The organism is Pseudarthrobacter sp. HLT1-7, assembly GCF_059383435.1.
Window position 1 is genome coordinate 69,993 of sequence record NZ_JBWZCH010000004.1, and the last position, 21,493, is coordinate 91,485.

At 61.7% G+C, this 21,493-nt stretch carries 17 protein-coding genes and 1 tRNA gene; 8 read left to right on the forward strand and 10 right to left on the reverse strand.

Translation table 11 applies throughout. From position 1 onward, the window contains the following. Window positions 1–70 precede the first annotated feature (70 nt). The 10 genes from AC50X6_RS05285 to dnaA form a co-directional block, all read right to left on the reverse strand. On the reverse strand, window positions 71–223 hold the full coding sequence (locus tag AC50X6_RS05285) for a DLW-39 family protein (RefSeq protein WP_442784793.1): 153 nt from the start codon (window positions 221–223) through the stop codon (window positions 71–73). Window positions 224–257: 34 nt separating this feature from the next. Further along, window positions 258–331, reverse strand: a tRNA-Ile gene (locus AC50X6_RS05290). Window positions 332–430: 99 nt separating this feature from the next. Continuing rightward, a complete protein-coding gene (locus tag AC50X6_RS05295; RefSeq protein ID WP_494965214.1) occupies window positions 431–1,081 on the reverse strand; it encodes a DUF3566 domain-containing protein in 651 nt (216 codons plus the stop codon). Further along, the gene (gene gyrA, locus AC50X6_RS05300; protein ID WP_494965215.1) at window positions 1,078–3,801 is read right to left on the reverse strand and encodes a DNA gyrase subunit A; all 2,724 of its coding nucleotides are present in this window, start codon (window positions 3,799–3,801) and stop codon (window positions 1,078–1,080) included. Before gyrA ends, AC50X6_RS05295 begins: the two co-directional genes overlap by 4 nt. A 61-nt stretch (window positions 3,802–3,862) precedes the next feature. Beyond that, window positions 3,863–5,953, reverse strand: a complete 2,091-nt coding sequence (gyrB, locus tag AC50X6_RS05305; protein WP_494965216.1) for a DNA topoisomerase (ATP-hydrolyzing) subunit B — start codon at window positions 5,951–5,953, stop codon at window positions 3,863–3,865. A 411-nt stretch (window positions 5,954–6,364) separates the two neighbouring features. Further along, window positions 6,365–6,928 carry a DciA family protein gene (locus AC50X6_RS05310; protein WP_494965217.1) on the reverse strand — a complete coding sequence of 188 codons (564 nt, stop codon included), beginning with the start codon at window positions 6,926–6,928 and terminating at the stop codon, window positions 6,365–6,367. Beyond that, window positions 6,925–8,118, reverse strand: a complete 1,194-nt coding sequence (gene recF / locus AC50X6_RS05315) for a DNA replication/repair protein RecF (RefSeq protein WP_494965218.1) — start codon at window positions 8,116–8,118, stop codon at window positions 6,925–6,927. Before recF ends, AC50X6_RS05310 begins: the two co-directional genes overlap by 4 nt. 26 nt (window positions 8,119–8,144) lie before the next feature. Beyond that, entirely contained in the window at window positions 8,145–9,029 is an 885-nt protein-coding gene (gene gnd, locus AC50X6_RS05320; protein ID WP_326967012.1) for a phosphogluconate dehydrogenase (NAD(+)-dependent, decarboxylating), read from the reverse strand. A gap of 101 nt (window positions 9,030–9,130) precedes the next feature. Beyond that, window positions 9,131–10,255 (reverse strand): DNA polymerase III subunit beta, encoded by a 1,125-nt coding sequence (gene dnaN, locus AC50X6_RS05325; RefSeq protein WP_494965219.1) that lies wholly within the window; start codon window positions 10,253–10,255, stop codon window positions 9,131–9,133. 495 nt (window positions 10,256–10,750) lie between these two features. Beyond that, a complete protein-coding gene (gene dnaA, locus AC50X6_RS05330) occupies window positions 10,751–12,172 on the reverse strand; it encodes a chromosomal replication initiator protein DnaA (RefSeq protein ID WP_494965220.1) in 1,422 nt (473 codons plus the stop codon). Window positions 12,173–12,640: 468 nt separating this feature from the next. On the opposite strand from dnaA, the gene rpmH reads away from it, so the two are divergent. From rpmH to AC50X6_RS05370, 8 genes are all read left to right on the forward strand, one after another. Further along, the gene (rpmH, locus tag AC50X6_RS05335; protein ID WP_062008104.1) at window positions 12,641–12,778 is read left to right on the forward strand and encodes a 50S ribosomal protein L34; all 138 of its coding nucleotides are present in this window, start codon (window positions 12,641–12,643) and stop codon (window positions 12,776–12,778) included. Window positions 12,779–12,819: 41 nt separating this feature from the next. Then, the gene (rnpA, locus tag AC50X6_RS05340; protein WP_494965221.1) at window positions 12,820–13,230 is read left to right on the forward strand and encodes a ribonuclease P protein component; all 411 of its coding nucleotides are present in this window, start codon (window positions 12,820–12,822) and stop codon (window positions 13,228–13,230) included. Then, window positions 13,223–13,648, forward strand: a complete 426-nt coding sequence (gene yidD, locus AC50X6_RS05345; RefSeq protein WP_494965222.1) for a membrane protein insertion efficiency factor YidD — start codon at window positions 13,223–13,225, stop codon at window positions 13,646–13,648. Before rnpA ends, yidD begins: the two co-directional genes overlap by 8 nt. Before the next feature lie 16 nt (window positions 13,649–13,664). After that, window positions 13,665–14,636, forward strand: coding sequence for a membrane protein insertase YidC (gene yidC / locus AC50X6_RS05350; RefSeq protein ID WP_494965223.1), 972 nt, complete (start codon window positions 13,665–13,667; stop codon window positions 14,634–14,636). Then, entirely contained in the window at window positions 14,636–15,232 is a 597-nt protein-coding gene (locus AC50X6_RS05355) for a Jag family protein (protein ID WP_494965224.1), read from the forward strand. Before yidC ends, AC50X6_RS05355 begins: the two co-directional genes overlap by 1 nt. Window positions 15,233–15,250: 18 nt before the next feature. Beyond that, window positions 15,251–15,901 (forward strand): 16S rRNA (guanine(527)-N(7))-methyltransferase RsmG, encoded by a 651-nt coding sequence (gene rsmG, locus AC50X6_RS05360; protein WP_494965225.1) that lies wholly within the window; start codon window positions 15,251–15,253, stop codon window positions 15,899–15,901. Window positions 15,902–15,987: 86 nt separating this feature from the next. Then, the gene (locus AC50X6_RS05365) at window positions 15,988–17,055 is read left to right on the forward strand and encodes a ParA family protein (protein ID WP_494965226.1); all 1,068 of its coding nucleotides are present in this window, start codon (window positions 15,988–15,990) and stop codon (window positions 17,053–17,055) included. A gap of 69 nt (window positions 17,056–17,124) precedes the next feature. Then, a complete protein-coding gene (locus tag AC50X6_RS05370) occupies window positions 17,125–18,360 on the forward strand; it encodes a ParB/RepB/Spo0J family partition protein (RefSeq protein WP_494965227.1) in 1,236 nt (411 codons plus the stop codon). Window positions 18,361–21,493: the final 3,133 nt, after the last annotated feature.

Consider the following 21,493-nt stretch of genomic DNA (forward strand, 5'->3'; position numbering starts at 1 on the left):
AAGAAGCAACCCAGCAATCATACCCTGGTTCGAAGAGCTGTTCGCCAGCTCCCCGTTCCGGTAATCCGGACTAGTCGACCGTATCGGTCGACTGGCTCCAGACCGCTTTCCGGGCTTCGGATTCCTGCACTTTCCGGTAGAGCAAGACGCCTGCGATCGTGGCTGCAACAACCAGCAACTTCTTCACACGCACCCCGTTCCGGTTCCGGCTTACCTGAACCATCACTCATTCCCTACCTGAACCTGTGCAGGTTCCGTGGGCGTACCAGGACTTGAACCTGGGACCTCTTCGTTATCAGCGAAGCGCTCTAACCGCCTGAGCTATACGCCCCGATGCCTCATCGGGCCGAGATACGACTTTACAGTACATCCCGGCCCGATCTCAAATCGAGGAAATTTACCGCAGAATTCGAAAGGAAAGGTGCGGGTTTCAGTCGTCCGTGAGGGTCACGCCGATACCGCCGACGAGCGTGGCGGAAATGTTGTACAGCACGGCTGAGAGCATAGAGAGGGCGGTCAGCAGGACAACATTGATGACGGCGATGATGGTGGCAAAGGATGCCACCTGTCCCAGTGAGGCGACTTTCTTCAGTTCGAAGCCGCCACCTTCGGAACCCGCCAGGGTCCCCAGCAGGCTGTCCACCTGGTCAAAGATACCGGTCAGGTCCAGGACCGTCCAGAGCACGATTGCGGCGACAACGGTCACGATGCCCAGCGCAACGGAGAGAAGAAATGACATTTTCAGCACGGACCAGGGGTCCACCTTGCTCACCAGCAGGCGCGCGCGGCGCACCTTGGCTTTGGGGGCCGGTTTGATGAGTCCTGCCGTGCTCTGGCCCGGACGGCTCTGGCCGGGACGCTGCCCGGGAGCTGCCGGGCGCTGGCCGGGAGCCGCAGGACGGCCCTGGTCGGGGCGCTGCCCGGGGGCCGGCGGCCGCTGTCCTGAATCGACGGGCCCGCCGGATGCGCCGGGGCGCTGCTGCGGGCGCGACGGCGCACTAACCCCCGGTGCCGATGCGGGCTGCCGCATCCCGCCGGGAACGCCGCTGTTCGGCTTGGGATATGAGTCGGAATTACTCACTCGTTACCTCCGGTGTTGTCTTCGTCCAGCTTGGCATCCCCCGATGACTCATCTGACTCCGGGGCCGGTGCTGATTCTGCCGCTTCGGACCCCTCGTGCGATCCTTTATCTTGAGCCAACGTTACGTCATCCGACGCCGAGGGCTGACTTTCGGCACCGCCGTCGGCGTCATCACCTTCGGTCGACTCGTCCGTTTCGAGGCCTCGTTCGATGTTGCGCGCCACCTCGATGATGCGGTCATTCTTGTCCGGTTTGGCGAAGATCACGCCCATGGTGTCACGGCCTTTGGCGGGCACTCCGGCCACCGATGAACGCACCACCTTGCCGCCTTCCATGACCACCAGGACCTCGTCCTCTTCCTGGACAATGAGGGCTCCGACGAGGTGTCCGCGTTCCTCCTGGTACTTGCCCACCTTGATTCCAAGCCCGCCGCGGCCCTGAAGTCGGTACTCCTCCACGGCAGTCCGTTTGGCGTAGCCCCCCTCGGTGACGACGAAGACGAACGATCCGTCCTTCACGACGTCGGCCGCCAGCAGTTCGTCGTCCTCGCGGAACTTCATACCGGTGACACCCGAAGTTGCGCGGCCCATCGGCCGCAGCGCCTCATCGGTGGCGGTGAAACGGATGGACTGGCCCATCCGTGAAACCAGCATCAAGTCGTCCGTTTCCGAGACCAGCTGGGCCGAGACGAGTTCGTCGCCGTCGCGCAGATTGATTGCTATCACGCCGGCGGAACGGTTGGTGTCGTAGTCCTCCAGCCGGGTCTTCTTGACGAGGCCGCGCTTGGTGGCGAGCACGAGGTACGGCGAGTGCTGGTAGTCCCGCAGGTCCAGCACCTGGGCGATGTGCTCATCGGGCTGGAAAGCCAGCAGGTTGGCCACGTGCTGGCCCTTGGCATCACGTCCCGCTTCGGCGAGTTCGTAGGCCTTGGCCCGGTAGACGCGGCCCAGATTCGTGAAAAACAGGAGCCAGTGGTGCGTGGTGGTGACAAAGAAGTGCTCCACGACGTCGTCCCCGCGCAACTGCGCGCCCTTGATGCCCTTGCCGCCGCGCTGCTGCGAACGGTAATTGTCGCTGCGGGTGCGCTTGACGTAGCCGCCGCGGGTGATGGTGACCACCATTTCCTCTTCGGGGATCAGGTCCTCCATCGACATGTCACCGTCGAAGCCCAGCAGCACCCGGGTGCGGCGGTCATCCCCGTGCTTGGCCACGATCTCGGCCAGCTCGGTGCTGATGATCTCGCGCTGGCGCTCCTGGGAGGCCAGAATCGAGTTGTACTCGGCAATCAGGGCCTCAAGATCGGAGTGGCGGTCCTGGATCTTCTGGCGTTCCAGGGCCGCAAGCCGGCGCAGTTGCATGTCAAGGATGGCGCGGGCCTGAAGTTCGTCGATGGCCAGTAGCTGCATCAGTCCGTCGCGGGCAGCCTCGGTGGTGTTGGAGGCCCGGATCAGGGCAATGACCTCATCCAGCGCATCGAGGGCCTTGAGCAGGGCACGAAGGATGTGTGCTTCCTCCTCGGCCTTGCGCAGCCGGTAGCGCGTCCGGCGTGCGATGACATCCATCTGGTGGGTGACCCAATGGCGGATGAACGCATCCAGGCTCAGTGTTCGGGGCACCCCGTCCACGATCGCCAGCATGTTGGCGGCGAAGTTGTCCTGCAGCTGCGTGTGCTTATAGAGGTTGTTCAGCACCACCTTGGCGACCGCGTCGCGCTTGAGCACAATCACGAGGCGCTGGCCGGTTCGGCCGGACGTTTCGTCGCGGAGGTCCGCGATGCCGGAGATCTTGCCGTCCTTGACGAGTTCGGCGATCTTAATCGCCAGATTGTCAGGGTTCGCCTGGTAGGGCAGCTCGGTAACCACGAGGCAGGTGCGGCCCTGGAGTTCCTCCACATTGACGACGGCCCGCATGGTAATGGAACCGCGGCCCGTGCGGTAGGCATCCTCGATGCCCTTGTGACCCAGGATGGTGGCCCCGGTCGGGAAGTCGGGGCCCTTGATGCGCACGATCAGCTCTTCGAGCAGCTGCTCGCGGCTGGCTGTAGGGTTCGCTAGGTACCACTGCACGCCGTCAGCGACCTCGCGGAGGTTGTGCGGCGGGATGTTGGTGGCCATCCCGACGGCGATCCCTGAGGAACCGTTGACCAACAGGTTGGGAAACCGCGCGGGCAGAATGGTGGGTTCCTGGTTTTTACCGTCGTAGTTGTCCTGGAAATTGACGGTTTCCTCGTCGATGTCGCGGACCATTTCCATGGCCAGCGGCGCCATCTTGGTTTCCGTGTACCGCGGTGCTGCTGCGCCATCGTTGCCGGGTGAACCGAAATTGCCCTGTCCCAGCGCCAGCGGGTAGCGCATGGTCCAGTCCTGGATCAGGCGGACCAGCGCATCGTAGATGGCGGTGTCGCCGTGCGGGTGGTACTGGCCCATGACCTCGCCCACCACACGGGCGCATTTGTTGAAGGAACGTTCCGGGCGGTAGCCGCCGTCGAACATCGCGTACAGCACCCGGCGGTGCACGGGCTTGAGGCCGTCGCGGACATCCGGCAGGGCGCGCCCCACGATCACCGCCATGGCGTAGTCAAGGTAGGAGCGCTGCATTTCCGTCTGCAGATCAACCTGTTCGACGCGGTCGGTCAGCACATCGGTGCCAAGAACAGTGCCTTCAAGCACAACATCAGGGCCGGTTGCTTTGGCCGGGACCTCGGGTTTTTCGTCACTCATAGTCTGTATTTTCCGTTTCAGGTATATATCGGTTCGGGAATATTAAGCTGCTTGCCGGCGGCTAAATATCGAGGAACCGAACGTCCTTGGCGTTCTGCTGTATGAAGTTACGGCGGGCTTCCACATCCTCACCCATGAGTGTGGAGAACGTCTGGTCTGCCGCCAGGGCGTCGTCCATGGTGACCTGGAGCAGGGTTCGGTGATCCGGGTCCATGGTGGTGTCCCAGAGTTCCGTATAGTCCATTTCGCCGAGACCCTTGTAGCGCTGGATGCCGTTGTCCTTGGGAATGCGGCGCCCTGCGGCCTGGCCGGAAAGCAGCTTTGCGTCGCGTTGGCGGTCGCTGTACACGTAGTCGTGGGGGGCATTTGACCATTTGATCCGGTAGAGCGGCGGCTGGGCGAGGTACACATAGCCGTTCTCAATCAGCGGCCGCATGTAGCGGAACAGCAGCGTCATCAGCAGCGTCGTGATGTGCTGGCCGTCGACGTCGGCGTCGGCCATCAGAACGATCTTGTGATACCGCAGCTTGGCTAGATCGAAGTCCTCACCGATGCCGGTACCGAACGCGGTGATCATCGACTGGACCTCAGTGTTGCCCAGTGCCTTGTCCAGCCGGGCACGCTCCACATTCAGGATCTTGCCGCGCAGGGGCAGGATGGCCTGGGTCTCCGGGTTGCGGCCACGCTTGGCGGAACCGCCGGCGGAATCGCCCTCCACGAGGTAGACCTCGCACCTGGCAGGATCCTTTGAGGAGCAGTCCGAGAGTTTGCCGGGCATGCCAAAGGATTCCAGCGGGCTCTTGCGGCGCGCATTGTCGCGCGCCTTGCGGGCCGCCATGCGCGCCTGCGCCGCGGAAATGGCTTTGCGGATCACATCACGGGCCGGGCCGGGGTTGCGTTCCAGCCAGTCGCCGAGTCCGTCGGTGACGACGCGCTGCACGAAACCCTTGACCTCGGAATTGCCGAGCTTGGTCTTGGTCTGGCCTTCGAATTGCGGCTCGGCCAGCTTGACCGAGATAACAGCCGTCAGGCCTTCGCGGATGTCGTCCCCGGTGAGGTTGTCGTCTTTTTCCTTGATGATGCTCTTCTCCCGCGCATAGCGGTTGATGAGCGAGGTCATCGCGGCGCGGAAGCCCTCTTCGTGGGTACCGCCCTCGTGGGTGTTGATGGTGTTGGCGTACGTGTGGACGCTCTCGGAGTAGGCGTTGGTCCACTGCATCGCCATTTCCAGGGCGATGTGGCGCTCGGTATCCTCGGTTTCGAAAGCAATGACGTCCTCGTGGACCACGTCGACCTTCTTACCGGAGTTCAGGTGCTTCACATAGTCCAGCAGACCGTCGTCGTACTGGTAGACCACCGTGTGGAACTCGGCGGGGACTTCGCCTTCGGTGGGAACGCTGTCCAGATCCAGGTCGTCGTCCTCGGACGGTTCTTCCGGGGCGCGGCGCTCATCCGTCAGCGTGATGCGCAGGCCCTTATTCAGGAACGCCATCTGCTGGAACCGGGCGCGCAGCGTCTCGAAATCAAATTCCGTGCTCTCGAAGATGCTGTCGTCGGGGTAAAAAGTCTGCGTGGTGCCGGTCTCCTCGGTTTCCTCACCCTTGACCAGTCCGCCCTGGGGCTTGCCGCCGTCGGCGAAGGACATCCCCCACACATGGCCCTGGCGCCGGACCACGGTGTCGACGCGGCTGGACAGCGCGTTAACCACGGAAATACCCACGCCGTGCAGGCCGCCGGAAACGGCGTAGCCGCCGCCGCCGAACTTCCCGCCCGCGTGCAAAATCGTCATCACGACTTCCACCGTTGGCTTGTGCTCGGTCGGGTGCATATCAACAGGGATGCCGCGGCCATTGTCGACGACTGTGACGCCGCCGTCGGCCCGCAATACGATTTCGATGTGTGTGCAATAGCCAGCCAGCGCCTCATCGACCGAGTTGTCCACCACCTCGTAGACAAGGTGGTGCAGACCGCGGGGCCCGGTGGAGCCGATGTACATGCCCGGCCGTTTGCGGACAGCTTCAAGGCCCTCAAGAACCGTGATGTCGCTCGCACCGTAGCCATGACGTGTATCGGCCTCCGCCGTCGCGTCCGCCGTCACCGCTTCTTCCGCTAGGGGTTCCGCTGCCGGGATATCTGCATTGTCGTTAGCCACAGGCGCTGTCGACTCCTCTGTATTCGTTGAAGGCCGGCCGTTGCCGCTCCCCGCAGGGAAGGGCTTCTGCCAACAGGCACGTCACTGTCTGCACCGGCTGTAATGCTCGAGAAACCGTCTACCGCACGCGGGTATTGCGTCGGAAACGGACTCAGTCAACGTTTCGCCGGCGCCCAGTTATCAACCGCAATTCTACCGTGTCAGCTGGTCGAAACCCGCATCCAGGGCCCTCAATCGGCGGGGAAAGTGCCACTGGGAGGGCGTAGGCTCCGCCTACAAGGCCCCAGGGGTCCTGACCTAGGGTGCCTATACGGCCCGGCGATGTCTAAGCGCCCTACACGCCGTTTGTCGATTTTTCAAGAGTTTTGCGAGGAGTGCCTCACATCCCGCGCCCCGCGGGTACCCGTCCGGTTATCCGTAGGTGTCCCGGGGCCCGCGTCCGTTGACCGTCCGGGCCCCTTTCCGCCAGCTCGGCGCCGCCGGTCCCAGCACATGGATCTTGGTGACGACGCCATCGCCGAGTTCCGCCCGGAACTTCTCCAGGAGGCTGCTACTGAGCAGGCGCAGTTGGGTGGACCAGGCGGTGGAATCGCAGCGTACATGCAGGGTGGTGTCGGTGAAACTCTCCGGGGTACAGTGCGCGGAGATCTCCGGGCCGACCAGGGTGGCCCACTCCGCCATAACGGATCCGACTGCCACCGGTGATGTCCAGCCGCGCTCCGCAATGAGACGGCCCACGACTTTCCCGAGTCCCAGCGGATCTCGGCCGGTGCCGTGGAATTGGCCGAATCCCCGGGTTCCCGCCGATGTCCGGCCGGGTTTCAGCGGACCGGCTCCGGGACGCGGCGGGGCCTTTCGCCGGATCTCGCCCCGGGACGCGGCGGCGGCGCGCATTCTATTCAGCGCCGACTGCGCGGCGTCGATGTCGTCGGGGTCCCGTCCCGGCTGGAGTCCGCCGTCGGTATCCTTATTCATCGAGATTCCGGCTCATCGATTCCTCCCGGGATGACCTTTACCCGCCGTCCGGCCAGTTCCGCCGGGATATCGTCCTCGACGGCGGCAGTCACCAGCACCTGTTCGGCGCCGGATACTATTGCAGCCAGTTTACGCCGCCGCTGGACGTCAAGTTCGGCAAAGACGTCGTCCAGGATCAGGATCGGCGCGGACCCGCCCGTGCGGACGTCGTCCATCATCACGTAGTACGAGGCCAGCCGCAGGGACAGACAGATGGACCACGTCTCACCGTGCGAGGCATAGCCCTTGGCCGGTGCCGTTCCCAGCACCAGTTCGAGTTCATCGCGGTGCGGTCCCACCAGCGAAATTCCCCGTTCCACTTCCTTACGGCGCGACGCCGCGAAAGCATGGACGTAGCGGTCCGTGAGTTCGTCGACGGACAGCCGCCGGAGATCCTCCTGCCCGCGGGGTTCCGCGGCCGGCGCCCGAACGTCGTCGTCGTCCAGCACATCGTGCAGCGTCGACCGGTAGATGGCCCCGGCCTCCTTGGATTCGTCGGTGAGCTGCGCATATGCGCTCTTCAGGTGCGGCCGGAGCCGTTCAACCAGTTCAAGCCGCGCATGCAGCAGCTCCGCGCCCGCCCGGGCCATGTGCTGGTCCCAGACATCAAGCGTCGCTTCGTGGCCGGCAGTAAATTTACCTGCCCTCGCCGATTTGAGCAACGCATTGCGTTGTTTCAGCACGCGATCATAGTCACCGCGGGTCGCGGCATGCCGCGGAATGAGGCTGACCAGGAGTTCATCGAGGAAACGACGGCGGCTGGAAGGATCGCCCTTCACCAGCGCCAGGTCTTCCGGCGCAAACAGCACCATCTGGCAGATTCCGAGGATGTCCCGGGCCCGGACCGGGTTGCTGCGGTTGATCCGGGCACGGTTGGCTCGGATGCTGTTAACTTCGAGTTCGAGCACGGTCGTTTGCTCCCCGCGGACCAGTTTGGCCCGGATCAGGGCCCGTTCGGTGCCGAAACGCAACAGCGGGGCATCGGAGCTGACACGGTGCGAGCTGAGCGTCGCGAGGTAGCCCACCGCTTCGATCAGGTTGGTCTTGCCAATGCCGTTGGATCCCACGAGGACTGTGACCCCGGGCGCCAGGCTGAGGTCCACCTGGGCATAGCTGCGGAAGTCGGTGAGTGAGAGTTGTTCTAGGTACACGCCGGGTTCAGGATTTCAGGGCACGACTATTTGGCCGGACGGGTGGCATGACCGCCGAACTGATGGCGTAGCGCGGAGACCATCTTCATGGCCGGTGAGTTGTCTTCGCGGGAGGAAAAACGGGCAAACAGTGCGGCGGTGATGGCCGGTGCGGGAACGGCATTGGCTATCGCTTCCTCCACCGTCCAGCGTCCCTCACCGGAATCCTCGACGTAATCGTCGATGGATGCCAGGCCGGGATCCTCGTCCAGGGCCTTGACCATAAGGTCCAGCAGCCAGGACCGGACAACGGTTCCTTTTTGCCAGGCCCGGAAGGTTCCGGGCAGATCGGTGACAATGTCCTTTGCGGCCAGGAGTTCATATCCTTCGGCGTAGGCCTGCATCAGGCCGTATTCGATCCCGTTGTGGACCATCTTGGCATAATGGCCGGCGCCGATGCCGCCGACATGGACGAAGCTGTCGGCGCGGTCACCTTCGGGCCGGAGCACATCGAAGACGGGCAGGGCCTGCTCGATGTCCGCCGCATCGCCGCCGGCCATCAGGCCGTAGCCGTTCCGGAGGCCCCAGACTCCGCCGGAGACACCGCAGTCAGCGAACCGGATACCCTTTTCGGCCAGGGCCGCACCGTGTTTCTGGTCCTCGGTGTAGCGGGAGTTGCCGCCGTCAATCACCAGGTCGCCGGCGTCGAGCGCTTCGCCGAGTTCGGTGATCACGGAGTCGGTGATGTCACCGGACGGAACCATGACCCAGATCAGGCGGGGCGCCGGGACGACGGCGATCAGTTCCGCGAGGCTCCCCACATCGGTGACCTCGGGATTGCGGTCAAAGCCGGTGACGTCGATTCCGCCCAAGCGCAGCCGTTCGCGCATGTTGAAACCCATTTTGCCAAGGCCGATCAGTCCGATGTGCACGGTATGAACTCTCTTCTGCGCTGGGGGTTACAGGTGGAATGCCACCGAAATGACTCGCAGCAGGGGCCCTTTTGAGGATCAAGAACGGCCCCTGCCGCAAGCTAGTTGGGCAGCCGTACCGGCATAACGAGGTAGCGGTAATCGCCCTGGTCTTCACCGTCGGCGTCGTGCTGGGCGGTCAGCATGGCGGGTTTGGGCGCGGATGTAAACGAGAAGCGCACGAACTTGGTTTCGATGACGCTCAGGCCTTCGATCAGGTAGTGCGGGTTGAATGCGACGGTGATGTCCTCACCGGTGAGCCGGGCCTCGAGTTCCTCCGACGCCTGGGCATCCTCACCGGTTCCGGCGTCGAGGTGCAGCTGGCCCTGGGTGAACGCAAGACGGACGGGAGTGTTGCGTTCGGCCACGAGCGAGACACGGCGTACAGCTTCTACGAGTTCCGAGGTTTGCACGGCCGCATGGATCGGGGTGGCATCCGGAAACAGCGAGCGGATCTTGGGGTAGTCGCCGTCGACCAGGAGAGATGTTGTGGTGCGGCCGCCGCTCTCGAAACCGATGAGACGGCTGTCGTCGTCGGCGAGGGCAAGGTGGATATCACCACTGCTGCCGAGAGTCTTCGCGACCTCGTTCAGGGTCTTGGCCTTGACCAGGGCACTCGTGGAAACTCCGGGAGTAACCGGTTTCCAGGGCAATTCGCGCATGGCAAGACGGTAGCGGTCCGTTGCAAGCAAGGTGATGAGATCGTCCTCGATTTCCATCCGGACGCCGGTGAGGATGGGAAGAGTGTCGTCCTTGCTGGCAGCGATGATCACTTGGGCGACGGCCTGCGCGAAGGAATCGCCCGGCACTGTACCGCTGATCGGGGGCAGCGCCGGGAGCGGCGGGTATTCGGCTTCCGGCATGGTGGCGAGGTGGAAGCTGCTTCGGCGGCAGGTCAGGGTGACTTTGTTGCCGTCGGTCTCTACCTCCACGGGTGCGGACGGCAGGCTGCGGCAGATGTCTGCCAGCAGGCGTCCGGAGACCAAGATGGTGCCCTCAATGGTGATATCAGCGGCGATTTCGAGCCTTGCGGAGGTCTCGTAGTCGAAGCTGGAGAGGCTGACAGTGCCCGCTTCAGCCTTGAGCAGCAGACCTGAAAGTACGGGAACCGGCGGCCGCGGAGACAACGACCGGGCGGCCCATGTCACGGCTTCTGCCAGGACGTCCCGTTCGACTCTGAACTTCACGGAAGGGTGCCGCCTTTCAATGCTGCTGTTATCACGAAAAATCGGCCCAACTGGCGTTGGGAACTACAAAAGATGTCCAGGACGGACACACTGCAGACAGCTTAGCCGTAAGAGGAGTGTTTCTCCCATCCTCGGCTGTCTCCGGGGTTGCATCCGAGTGGTTTGGGCGGATCCCCGGTCCGGGTCTGCGAGGCCGGAGCGAAGTTGTTATTTGAGGGAATTTCATTTCTTAGGGATTAGTAGTGTTAATAACTGCTGTGGATACTGTGGATAACCCTGTTTCGCGGTGCAGATCCGGGGTTGAGTCCTGTTCATGGAGTGTGGGCGGAGCAGGTTTTAAACAGGGTGTGGGTGGGGATAACATTTTCTGTCCTGGCCTTGATCCACAGGTGGCTTAAGGGTTTTAAGCCCATTGAGCGCGGTTGTCCCCTTAACTATCCACAGGGTTGTCCACAGGACCCTGTTAATAAGGTTAGGACTGCTCGTCCGGACGGCTCAGGAATTGCGCTGCTGCTGCTTGATTCTGTTGGTCAGCTCGGTCACCTGGTTGTAGATGACCCGGCGCTCGGCCATCAGCTCACGAATCTTGCGGTCGGCATGGATTACCGTCGTGTGGTCCCGGCCGCCGAGTTCCTGCCCGATTTTGGGAAGCGACATGTCCGTGAGCTCGCGGCACAGGTACATGGCGATCTGGCGTGCGGTCACCAGGGTCCGGGTCCGGGACTTGCTGCAGAGCTCCTCCATGCTGAGCTTGAAGTAGTCGGCCGTCTGGGTGAGGATCTGCGCGGAGGTGATCTCCTGGGCGCCGTCATCCGTGATGAGGTCCTTGAGTACCATTTCGGCCAGGGCCACGTCCACCGGCTGGCGGTTCAGGCTCGCGAAGGCGGTCACGCGGATCAGGGCGCCCTCAAGTTCGCGGATATTGCTGGAAATCTTTGAAGCGATGTATTCCAGCGCGTCGTCCGGGGCGGAGAGGCCTTCACTGAGGGCTTTTTTCCGGAGGATCGCGATCCGGGTCTCCAGTTCGGGCGGCTGAATGTCCGTCAGCAGGCCCCACTCGAAGCGCGACTTCATCCGGTCCTCGAAGCCCGCGAGCAGCTTGGGCGGCTGGTCGGAGGTGATGACCACCTGTTTGTTGTTGTTGTGCAGGGCGTTAAAGGTGTGGAAGAACTCCTCCAGCGTGCGGTCCTTGCCGGCCAGGAACTGGATGTCATCGATCAGCAGGACGTCGACGTTGCGGTAGGTCGTCTTGAAGCTGGTGCCTTCATCGTCACGGATGGAGTTGATGAAGTCGTTGGTGAATTCCTCGGAGTTCACGTAGCGGACGCGGATGCCGCTGTAGAGCCGGCGGGCGTAGTGGCCGATTGCGTGCAGCAAGTGGGTTTTTCCGAGCCCGGAGTCACCGTAGATAAACAGCGGGTTATAGGCCTTCGCCGGCGCTTCGGCCACGGCGACGGCGGCCGCGTGCGCAAACCGGTTGGAGGAACCGATCACGAAAGTATCGAAGACATACTTCGGATTGAGGCGGCCGAATTCGTGGGAGGTGCTCGGCAGCATCGGCTGCGGCTTCAGTTCCACGGTCGGATCGGCACTGCGGGAAAGTTCGACGGCGGGCTCAGGTTCGGTGTGCAGCGGCACCAGATCGGTGTCGACGTCGATGGCGCAGCGGATTTCGTCGGAGAAGACGTTCCGGAGGGCGTCGTCGAGAGCCTCTTTGACCTGAGTCTGGAGGACCTCGCGTGTGAGCTCGTTCGGTACCGCTACCAGGAGTGTGGATCCGATCAGGCCCTGTGCCTGGGCCAGGATGACGAAGCCGCGCTGCCGCGGTGTTACCCGGTGGTCGTTTTCCATCAGGCTGACGACCCGACGCCAGGAACTTCCGACAGTGTTGGCTTGGTTGGCTTCGTCTACTGTCATCAATCAGTTCCTCAAACTTGCTTGCCTGCATTACCTGCAGCCACAAGTCCTGAACCAGTGCGCTGGTCCCGGTTTAATCCACAGGGTTATGCACAGTCCGTGGATAATCGGCTACTGGGACACTCTAGGGGATCAAAAGACCAGAAGATAGCTGGGTTCTGTCCTGTGGATAATCACACCGTTGTAGTTCCAGATCGGGCACGCGAGCCACTTCATCCACAGGCCGCGGCGGGAGTTAGCCACAGCTGGGAAAAGGCTGCTGAGCGTGTCCCAGTTTGACTCGGGAGGGCCAAGAGCCCTAACGTTATGAAGTCCTTAGTGTCAGCTTTTCGCCCTCATCAGAATCTCTCCCCGACGTCCCGCGTCTTGTGAGTCGAGTCGAGGGAAGCGGCACAGCCAAAACTTAGCGTCGACCAGTTCTTCCCCTTGATCGGGTGGCGCACCTTTGATCCCACTGGAGTAACTAACGTGAGCAAGCGGACTTTTCAGCCGAATAACCGCCGTCGAGCCAAGAAGCACGGCTTCCGCCTTCGTATGCGTACCCGTGCCGGCCGTGCCATCCTGGCAGCCCGTCGTGGCAAGGGCCGCATCGAGCTGTCGGCCTAAACAACTGACTCGTTGGTGTACATCCCTGTGCGAGTTGAACGGTGCTAGCCACTCGTAACCGTCTGCGGACATCAACTGATTTTTCAAGAACTGTACGTTCCGGTGTCCGCAATGGACGCCGGAACGTAGTGTTATATGCAGCAGCTCTCGCTGCCGATGAACCAAGCCGGATCGGATTCATTGTTTCCAAGAGTGTTGGGAACGCCGTGGTCCGGAATCTCGTTAAGAGAAGACTGAGAGAAGCCGGTGCGCTGTCGTTGCAGAAATACGGCAGCGGGTTCGCGATTGTGGTTCGTGCATTGCCCGCCGCGGCGGGTGCCGGCTGGGACCAACTGCTCTCGGACTACGATGCCGCCTTGGAAACCACGATCAAACGGCTGGGCAGCCGCCTTGCACAGGCCGGCTCTTCAGTTTCGGACGAGATAACACAGGAAGGGACACAGCGTGCTTAACTCAGCAGCCGCCGTCGTCCCTGACCCTGAGGTTGTCCCTGTCCCGCCATCCGCCCTGAAAGCGGCAGCAGCCTGGCTGGGCCGGGCCATCTGGAATCTGCCCCGCAATATCCTCATCCTGCTTCTTCTGGCGTACCGCAAGGTGATTTCCCCGCTGTACGGGCAGGTTTGCCGCTTCTTCCCCAGCTGTTCGGCCTATGCCCTCGAGGCGATCACAGTGCACGGCGCCGTGAAGGGAAGCTGGCTGGCGGTCAGGCGCTTGCTGCGCTGCCATCCCTGGAATGCCGGCGGAGTGGACCATGTCCCCGCCGGCCATCGCCAATGGGCCGACGACCGCACCCCCACAATTGTTGTGCTGAATAACCCGGACAAGTACCTGGCTGCTCGGTCTGATGGAGAAGGCCGTAATGCGGCCTGACGAATAGGGATATCGTATGGACTTCTTTGAAACAATCATGTTTCCGTTCAAGTGGCTTGTGTCCGCCATCATGGTGGTCTTCCACGATGGCCTGAGCGCCGTCGGAATGCCGTCCGACAATGGTTGGACCTGGACGCTGTCCATCATCGGGCTGGTGCTGGTGATCCGCGCCGCCCTGATTCCCGTGTTCGTCAAACAGATCAAGGCCCAGCGCGGCATGCAGCTGCTGCAGCCGGACCTGAAGAAGTTGCAGGACAAGTACAAAGGCAAGACTGACCAGCTGTCCCGCCAGGCCATGGCGCAGGAACAGATGGGGATGTACAAGAAACACGGCACCAACCCGTTCTCGGCCTGCCTGCCCATGCTGATCCAGATGCCGTTCTTCTTTGCCCTCTTCACTGTGCTGTCGGGCATTACATCGGCTGCCAACAAGGGCCTGGGTATCGGGGCGATGAGTCACGATCAGGTGGTGCAGTTCGATCAGTCGAGCATCTTTGGTGCCCCGCTGTCTGCCGCCCTGTTGCATGGCGGAGCAACCAATGTGGCGGTCGTCGTCCTCTCCATCCTGATGATCCTGGCCATGACGGCCTCGCAATTCATCACGCAGAAGCAGATCATGGCTAAGAACATGTCTGAAGAGGCCATGGCCAGCCCTTTCATGCGCCAGCAGAAAATGATGCTCTACATCCTGCCGGTCGTCTTCGGTGTGGGTGGTATCAACTTCCCCATCGGTGTCCTTATCTACTGGACCACCACCAACCTCTGGACGATGGCGCAGCAGTTCTTTGTGATCCGCCGGATGCCGACCCCGGGATCTCCCGCTGCCAAGGCCCTCGCCGAGCGCCGCGCCGCCAAGGGCCTGCCTGCCCTGCCCCTGACAGGTGCGCAGAAGGCGGACGCCGCCGCCGCCGAGGTGGCTGCCGCTGCGGCCCTGGTGGCCAAGAGCCAGCGCGTCCAGCCACAACGTAAGAACAGGAAGAGGAAATAATGTCCGCCGAGAGCACCGAACAGACAGTTTCCGCCGAGGTCGTCGACGACGGGACAACGGGCGCAGCCGCGCCTGCCGACCAGGAATCCGCTCTGGACGACGACGGCAATCCGGTCAAGGGTGTCTCCGCCAGCCGTCTGGAGGAAGAGGGGGATGTTGCCGCGGATTACCTTGAGGAATTGCTGGACATCGCCGATATCGACGGCGACATTGACATCGAGGTCCGCAACGGGCGCACCTATATTTCTATCGTTGCCGAGGAAAAATCGGATGGTCTCGACCACCTGGTGGGCAAGGACGGCGAAGTCATCGAAGCCCTGCAGGAGCTGACCCGCCTGGCCGTGCTCTCCGCGACGGAAAGCCGCTCCCGGCTCGTGCTGGATATCAACGGTTACCGCTCCGAGCGCGCCGGTGAGCTGCAGAAGATCGCGGAAGACGCCGTCGCTACGGTTAAAGATGCCGGTGACGCCGTTGCCCTTGCCCCGATGAGCGCTTATGAGCGGAAGATAGTGCACGACGCCGTCGCCGATCTGGGACTCATCAGTGAGTCCCAGGGCGAAGGCGCCGACCGTCACATCGTCGTTTCCGCAGACTGACGCCGCCGGATAATTTTGATGGTTGAAATTACGGCAGCTGAACTGCAGGCAGCCCAGCGGATCTTCGGCGGCCGGCTGGACCTCGCCGAACGCTATGTGGAACACCTGGCCACGTCCGGCACCGAGCGTGGCCTGATCGGGCCCCGTGAAGTTCCCAGGCTGTGGAGCCGTCATGTGCTGAACTGTGCCGTCATCGAGAGCCAGATTCCCCCCGGCAGCCATGTGGCCGACGTCGGCAGCGGTGCCGGACTGCCGGGCCTCTGCCTCGCGATTGCCCGCCCGGATCTGGAACTGACCCTGATAGAACCCCTCGAGCGGCGCGTTATCTGGCTTCAGGAAGTTGTGGATGATCTCGGCCTGGAAAATGTGACTGTCATGCGCACCCGCGCTGAACTGGCCGTGGGCATGGTGGAGGCAGACGTCGTTACGGCGCGGGCCGTGTCGGCGCTGTCCAATCTCGCGGGCCTGACTATCCCACTGCTGGCCGGCAAAGGTCTGGTGATTGCCATCAAGGGCCGCAGCGCTGGTGAAGAAATCGAAAAAGCAGCCAAGGTGATCCGGAAGCTAGGCGGCCAAGAGACCGCTGTTGTACTGGTGGGCGAGGGCCTCCTGGAAGAACCCACAACCGTTGTCCGAATAGTTGTGAATAAGCCTCAAAAGATTACCTAACGAGAGCCCGGCACCCTAGGGCCCGAAGGCTAAGAGGTTAGGCTAGTAAGCGGCAGCAAACGCCGAATGAGAGTGAGTGTGTCACAGTGACCAGCAGCGAAGCCTCCACACAGCGGATTCCCCCGTTTCTGTCCCTGGGATCCGCTCGGGCCTTTGTTGCACCCTCAACCACCCTCAACCAATCCGGAAATCACACTGTTTCGGTTGTTAAGAGCACCGGCAAGGCGAGTGTTTCACGTGAAACAACCGCGGCGACCGGCGCCGGTGCATTGGACTCCTTGGACGACTCCAGTCCGATTGCCCGGGAACTCACCCGCGAGAACAAGCGCCGTGAACGCCTCCTGGGCCGTGAACTTCCGAAACCCGGTAAGACCAGAATCTTCACGGTCTCCAATCAAAAGGGTGGTGTGGGCAAGACGACCACCACCGTCAATATTGCAGCTGCTCTGGCCGCAGCGGGCCTCAACGTGCTGGTCATCGATATTGATCCGCAAGGGAATGCCTCTACGGCGCTGGGAATTGAACACCACGCCGACGTTGACAGCATCTACGACGTCCTGATCAACGACTTTCCATTGCGGGACGTTGTGGCGCCATGTCCGGACATCGACAATCTGATTTGCGCCCCCGCCACCATTCATCTGGCCGGCGCAGAAATTGAGCTTGTCAGCCTTGTAGCCCGCGAACAGCGTTTACGGCGCGCGATCGACGTCTATGCCAAGGACCGGGCCAAAAATGGCGACGAGCGGCTGGACTATATCTTCATCGATTGTCCGCCGAGCCTGGGACTGCTGACGGTGAATGCGTTTTGTGCCGCCGACGAGGTGCTCATTCCAATCCAGTGCGAGTATTACGCGCTTGAGGGCCTGAGCCAGCTGCTGAAGAATATCGAGATGATCCAGAAGCATTTGAACGCGGATTTGGTTGTTTCAACGATCCTGCTGACGATGTACGATGGCCGGACCAACCTCGCCGCCCAGGTGGCAGCGGAGGTTCGGGAGCACTTCCCCGAGCAGGTCCTGGGTGCGGTGGTTCCGCGTTCCGTGCGCATCTCTGAGGCTCCCAGCTATCAGCAGACCGTGATGACGTATGATCCTTCTTCCAGCGGGGCCCTGTCCTATCTGGAAGCCGCAGCGGAAATCGCGGAACGTTAGACTCTCTTTCAAGAATTGCACTAGCTAGAGCCCTGTGACCCGCGGCTCTTCCAATGGAGGGATTTATCCATGAGCGACAAGCGACGTGGCCTCGGACGTGGACTTGGGGCACTCATTCCAAGTTCCGCCTCTGCTTCGGGAAACGGCTTAGCGCCGTCGCGTCCTGTTGACCTTTTCTTTCCCGAGGCGAGGAAGCGTACCGCCGCGGCGGACATGCCGGTACTTGACGATTCGGTCACCGGCACGCCGGATGTCGACACAGTAACGGCGCAGGCGTCACGAGTCAAGTCCGGCGCTGGCCCGGAAGCGGGCACCACGGCGAACAAGGCCGGCTCGAGTGCGGGGGCCAAGAAGTCCCCGGCCCACAAGGCTCCCGCGGCCAGGACTGCGGCTGACATGAGTGATGCCAAGGATGAGTCCGCTTCCACTGCGACTCCCGGTAAAGCGGGATCCAGGGCCGAGGACGACGGCGTTCAGCTGGTTGAGGTGCCGGGCGTCCGCTTCGCCGAGCTCCCGGTGACTGACATCCATCCGAACCGGAAACAGCCGCGTTCTGTCTTCGATGAGGACGATATGGCGGAGCTTGTCCATTCGGTGCGGGAAATTGGCGTGCTCCAGCCAATTGTGGTCCGAACATCTACCGAAATAGGTGGGGAACCGTACGAGCTCGTTATGGGCGAACGCCGGTGGCGGGCAGTACAGGCTGCAGGCCTTGAAACGATCCCCGCAATTATTCGTGACACTACCGATGATGATCTACTCCGGGACGCTCTGCTGGAGAATCTGCACCGCAGCCAGCTGAATCCGCTCGAAGAAGCCGCCGCTTACCAGCAGCTGCTCGAAGACTTCGGAACGACGCACGAGCAGCTGGCTGACAGGATCGGGCGCTCCCGCCCCCAGGTCTCGAACACGCTTCGGCTGCTCAAGCTACCTCCCCTGGTACAGCGGCGGGTGGCCGCGAGTGTGATCTCGGCCGGCCATGCCCGGGCACTCCTCGCCCTCCCGGATGCAGCGGCAATGGAACGCCTGGCGCAGAAGATTGTTGCTGAAGGTATGTCGGTGCGTGCCACTGAAGAGGCCGTCACGCTGTACCAGAGCCCCGCTTCGCCGAACAAGAACAACATTCCCCGCCCGGGGGCGCGGCACGAGCGACTGGACTACCTGGCATCGTCTCTCTCCGATCGTCTCGATACCAACGTCAAGATATCGTTGGGTGCGCGAAAGGGACGGGTCAGCATTGAATTTGCCAGCGTGGAAGACCTGAACCGCATCATGGATGTCCTGACGCCTGGTTCTCCGGGCTAGCAGAATTTTGTACTTCCCCATGGGGTCTGTTTCACGTGAAACAGACCCCATTGCTATTTGCTGGATGCTGCCGGCAGATCTCACTGGATTGGTGGTCTCGGGGCCGTAGCCGGGGCAACCATGCTCCCTTTCTTGGACTCTGCGCCTGGATCCGGGCTAGCAGACGCGATCAAATTGCCTTGTATGGGCGGAGCGGGTGGAAAGAAGGACCTGGATTGTTAACTTAGACAGGTCAGCTGGTCAGAGTTTGATGCCTTGACGCTTGCGGAGGGAGCGTGAGCGGATGCTGTGACCCATGGAGCCGGCCCCTATTCTTAGCATCTTTGGTGCTGTGCTTTCGAGGTGCTTGCTGTGAAAGGAGCGGGAAATATGTTTCACGTGAAACATGAGTAGTCTTCCAATCACGGTTTTAGTAGTATGGCGGCAATTCCCCCCGTCACGCTTCAACTGACGCTCATCTCCGGCGATATCAGCGGGCGGAAATCGATAGTTCGGAGTCTTGTCTGGGAGTCTCACTTGGGTGATGCGGCAATTCGGTGGCAATGCCGGCGGCGACCCTAACGTCCTAGTAGACCCTTGTCTGCGGGTGATACGTCTTCAGAAACGTCAACATCGCCTCGGTGGAGACGGGCCGGGGGCGGCCAATGCGGACGATGGACCGCGAAGTTGTTTTGCGATGGGATTGGTGGGAAGTATTTCCTTGGACGACGCTCCCTCCCCAATGGATCGGTGCTCTCTTGGTGGCAGGCCCCGAGGCCTTGACAGCACGGTCTCAACCATCAATCTCAGCCTTGTTCGCCTACGGGAGGCGACTGGTCCTGAAAGCCGCGGAGAAGCGCGACCGTTTCACGTGAAACAATCTGCTGTCCGCTTGAGGTGGCGGTTCTATGGACACTACCGTGATTTGTGGGTCTGAGATTCCGCTGCGGATCTCCGGAGCTATGCAGCCGCGAAGTTTGTAGTACCCCTTAGGTCGCGCGCTGCGGGCTCCATTGCCGGGCCGGGACCTTCGGGAGGAGCAGCGCCCTAATGACGCCCCAGGCGACCTACGGTGGCCCGACAATGCTTGGTGGTCCAGCCCGACCTAAATGATACCCGGACAAATACCTCTACCGCGTATGCCGCTGTCGCGGCCGCAGGGCCTCCAAAGGTGTCCTGCCTTAGGAGTCTTCGAATCCAGCCGGAAGAAACTTCAACCCGAGGACCCTCATACTATGTCAGCCTCAGGTTTGTGGTTCCCCGCGCCGGGTCTGTGGTGACGGAGTACGGGCGTGAAGGCAACCAACGGTCAGCGATGATGCCCTGTGCTCCGTCGTTCCCTGTGTCACGTATCTTGCCGCCGATTCAAGCCCCCAAAATCGTGATGCTGTCGAGGCCCGCGGCCGTTAGCAGCGGGTCGATTATCAGGGTGAACAAACACCGGATGCCAGATTTCGATAGTGGTAGTCGTACCTCTGCTTGGGGGCAACCGATTGTGCCCACTAGTTCACGCATGGCACCAAATTCACTCTTCAGATGCTCAGTGTGTGCTGAAGGTGCGGCGAAGTGACTCAAGATCACTTTCCAGGCACCCGATCCGCCGTGGCGGCTGCAAAATCCGGACGCCGGTCCACTCGCCCACAACATGGCGACCGCAGTGACGGACGTTCCCGTTGGGGACTCTGCTGGTGTCGTCGAGACCGCCCTGGAGGCTTCGGCTGTGGGGCTGTTGGCAGGCTCTGTTTGCGGTCCTGGCCTGCTGTGGCTTCCCCTGGCAGCGCCACTGCTGCTGTCACATCCTAAGCCGATTCTCACCGTCCAGAGCTCGACACTGCCGCTGTCGTGGTTCATTCCCCCGGGTCTGGCGGACCCTTGCCCTGGCAGACCCGCGTCCGGATGCCTTCCGGTTGGGCCGATCCCGATTTGCTCCTCTGATGTCGGGCACAAACATTGAACTCTGTACATTTGGCGTTGTCTAGGTGGCCCTGGTCTATTTTTCTCCGGTGGCCATCTCGGCTGACTTGCCGGTGGACATCGCTGTGGATAACTTTGTGGATGAGTCCCAGTCCCCGGCCAAACCTTAGGGCTGGCCGTGGACATCTTTAGTTTGTTTGCAGACGCAGCCCCCGGTGCTGCCGTGGGTCAACGCTGCGCTGTTTCACGTGAAACATACCGCTTCCAGGAGACGGGCAACGTATTTTCGCCCGACCTTGCTTACTCAATCCCCCGCCAATGGTTAATTTTCAGCCTGATTCGAACAAATGGCGACGCTCAGCTCTGGAGGCGGTGTGCGCAAAGGACTTTCCAGATGAGGCCCTCCAACGCCTGCCCTATATTTGGTGGTCCCGTGAACGAGGCTAAGGTCGATTTTGAACGGTCAACCTCCGGATGCACGGGCTGTGGCGATCACCTGGCGCCTGTGGATAAGCGTGTGAATAACCGCTGTGGAAAAGACTGTGGAAAGCACCTCATACTGCCCGTCCAATGATTCTGCGCCGCAGCCAGGAGCCGGCAATTGGACCCGCACAAGCAGGTCCGGCTATTCTCTCCATGCCGTGTCTTTGCTGCACATTCCCGCGTTCTTCTGCAGTCTACTGCTGCTCGCAATTCTCCCCCGCAGCCCGGGAGTTTATGGCCCATTGGCCGGGAACGGCGCTTCGAGGCTTTGGCCCCAGGCTCACATGAATGCGTCACCGAAACCAGCGGGGACGAAACATCGGCGCCGTGATTGGTCAACTGGGGTCCCGTGACCGGCTGCCGCTGGTGGCGTGGGGGTCAAGGCCGGATATTGTCGAGACGCAAGCGGAGCAGCCCGATCAGCCTATTCACTTGGCGCCGTCCTCTGCTACCGGGGAAGCCACCGGATGAACGGGGTTGCGAAGATAGGGGCACTCCCCCCAAGGTCGAAATCCGACCCGGAACAGCCGGAACATTGGGAAAAGCCGGAAATTCCGAGAGACGGCCACTATAGTCTGTTGGGGGCGCAACAGGACGTCAGACCGCCGTGATGGCTGCTGCCCACCGCCCCCTGGAGTGGAGTGTGTGAGTATGGCTGGTTCTGCCGGACACCTCGGTTGAGGCTCGTGAGCGGCCAGCGTTTGAGGTCTGCAATGCACATTTGCCGGCTTCCAGACCATCGCTTTGCTAGTCAATC

Bases quoted from the DNA above. Each gene is read 5' to 3' on its own strand.
- AC50X6_RS05285 (WP_442784793.1), bottom strand. From the start codon at position 223: ATGGTTCAGGTAAGCCGGAACCGGAACGGGGTGCGTGTGAAGAAGTTG.
- gyrA (WP_494965215.1), bottom strand. From the start codon at position 3,801: ATGAGTGACGAAAAACCCGAGGTCCCGGCCAAAGCAACCGGCCCTGAT.
- AC50X6_RS05310 (WP_494965217.1), bottom strand. From the start codon at position 6,928: ATGAATAAGGATACCGACGGCGGACTCCAGCCGGGACGGGACCCCGAC.
- dnaA (WP_494965220.1), bottom strand. From the start codon at position 12,172: ATGACAGTAGACGAAGCCAACCAAGCCAACACTGTCGGAAGTTCCTGG.
- yidC (WP_494965223.1), top strand. From the start codon at position 13,665: ATGGACTTCTTTGAAACAATCATGTTTCCGTTCAAGTGGCTTGTGTCC.
- AC50X6_RS05355 (WP_494965224.1), top strand. From the start codon at position 14,636: ATGTCCGCCGAGAGCACCGAACAGACAGTTTCCGCCGAGGTCGTCGAC.
- rsmG (WP_494965225.1), top strand. From the start codon at position 15,251: ATGGTTGAAATTACGGCAGCTGAACTGCAGGCAGCCCAGCGGATCTTC.
- AC50X6_RS05370 (WP_494965227.1), top strand. From the start codon at position 17,125: ATGAGCGACAAGCGACGTGGCCTCGGACGTGGACTTGGGGCACTCATT.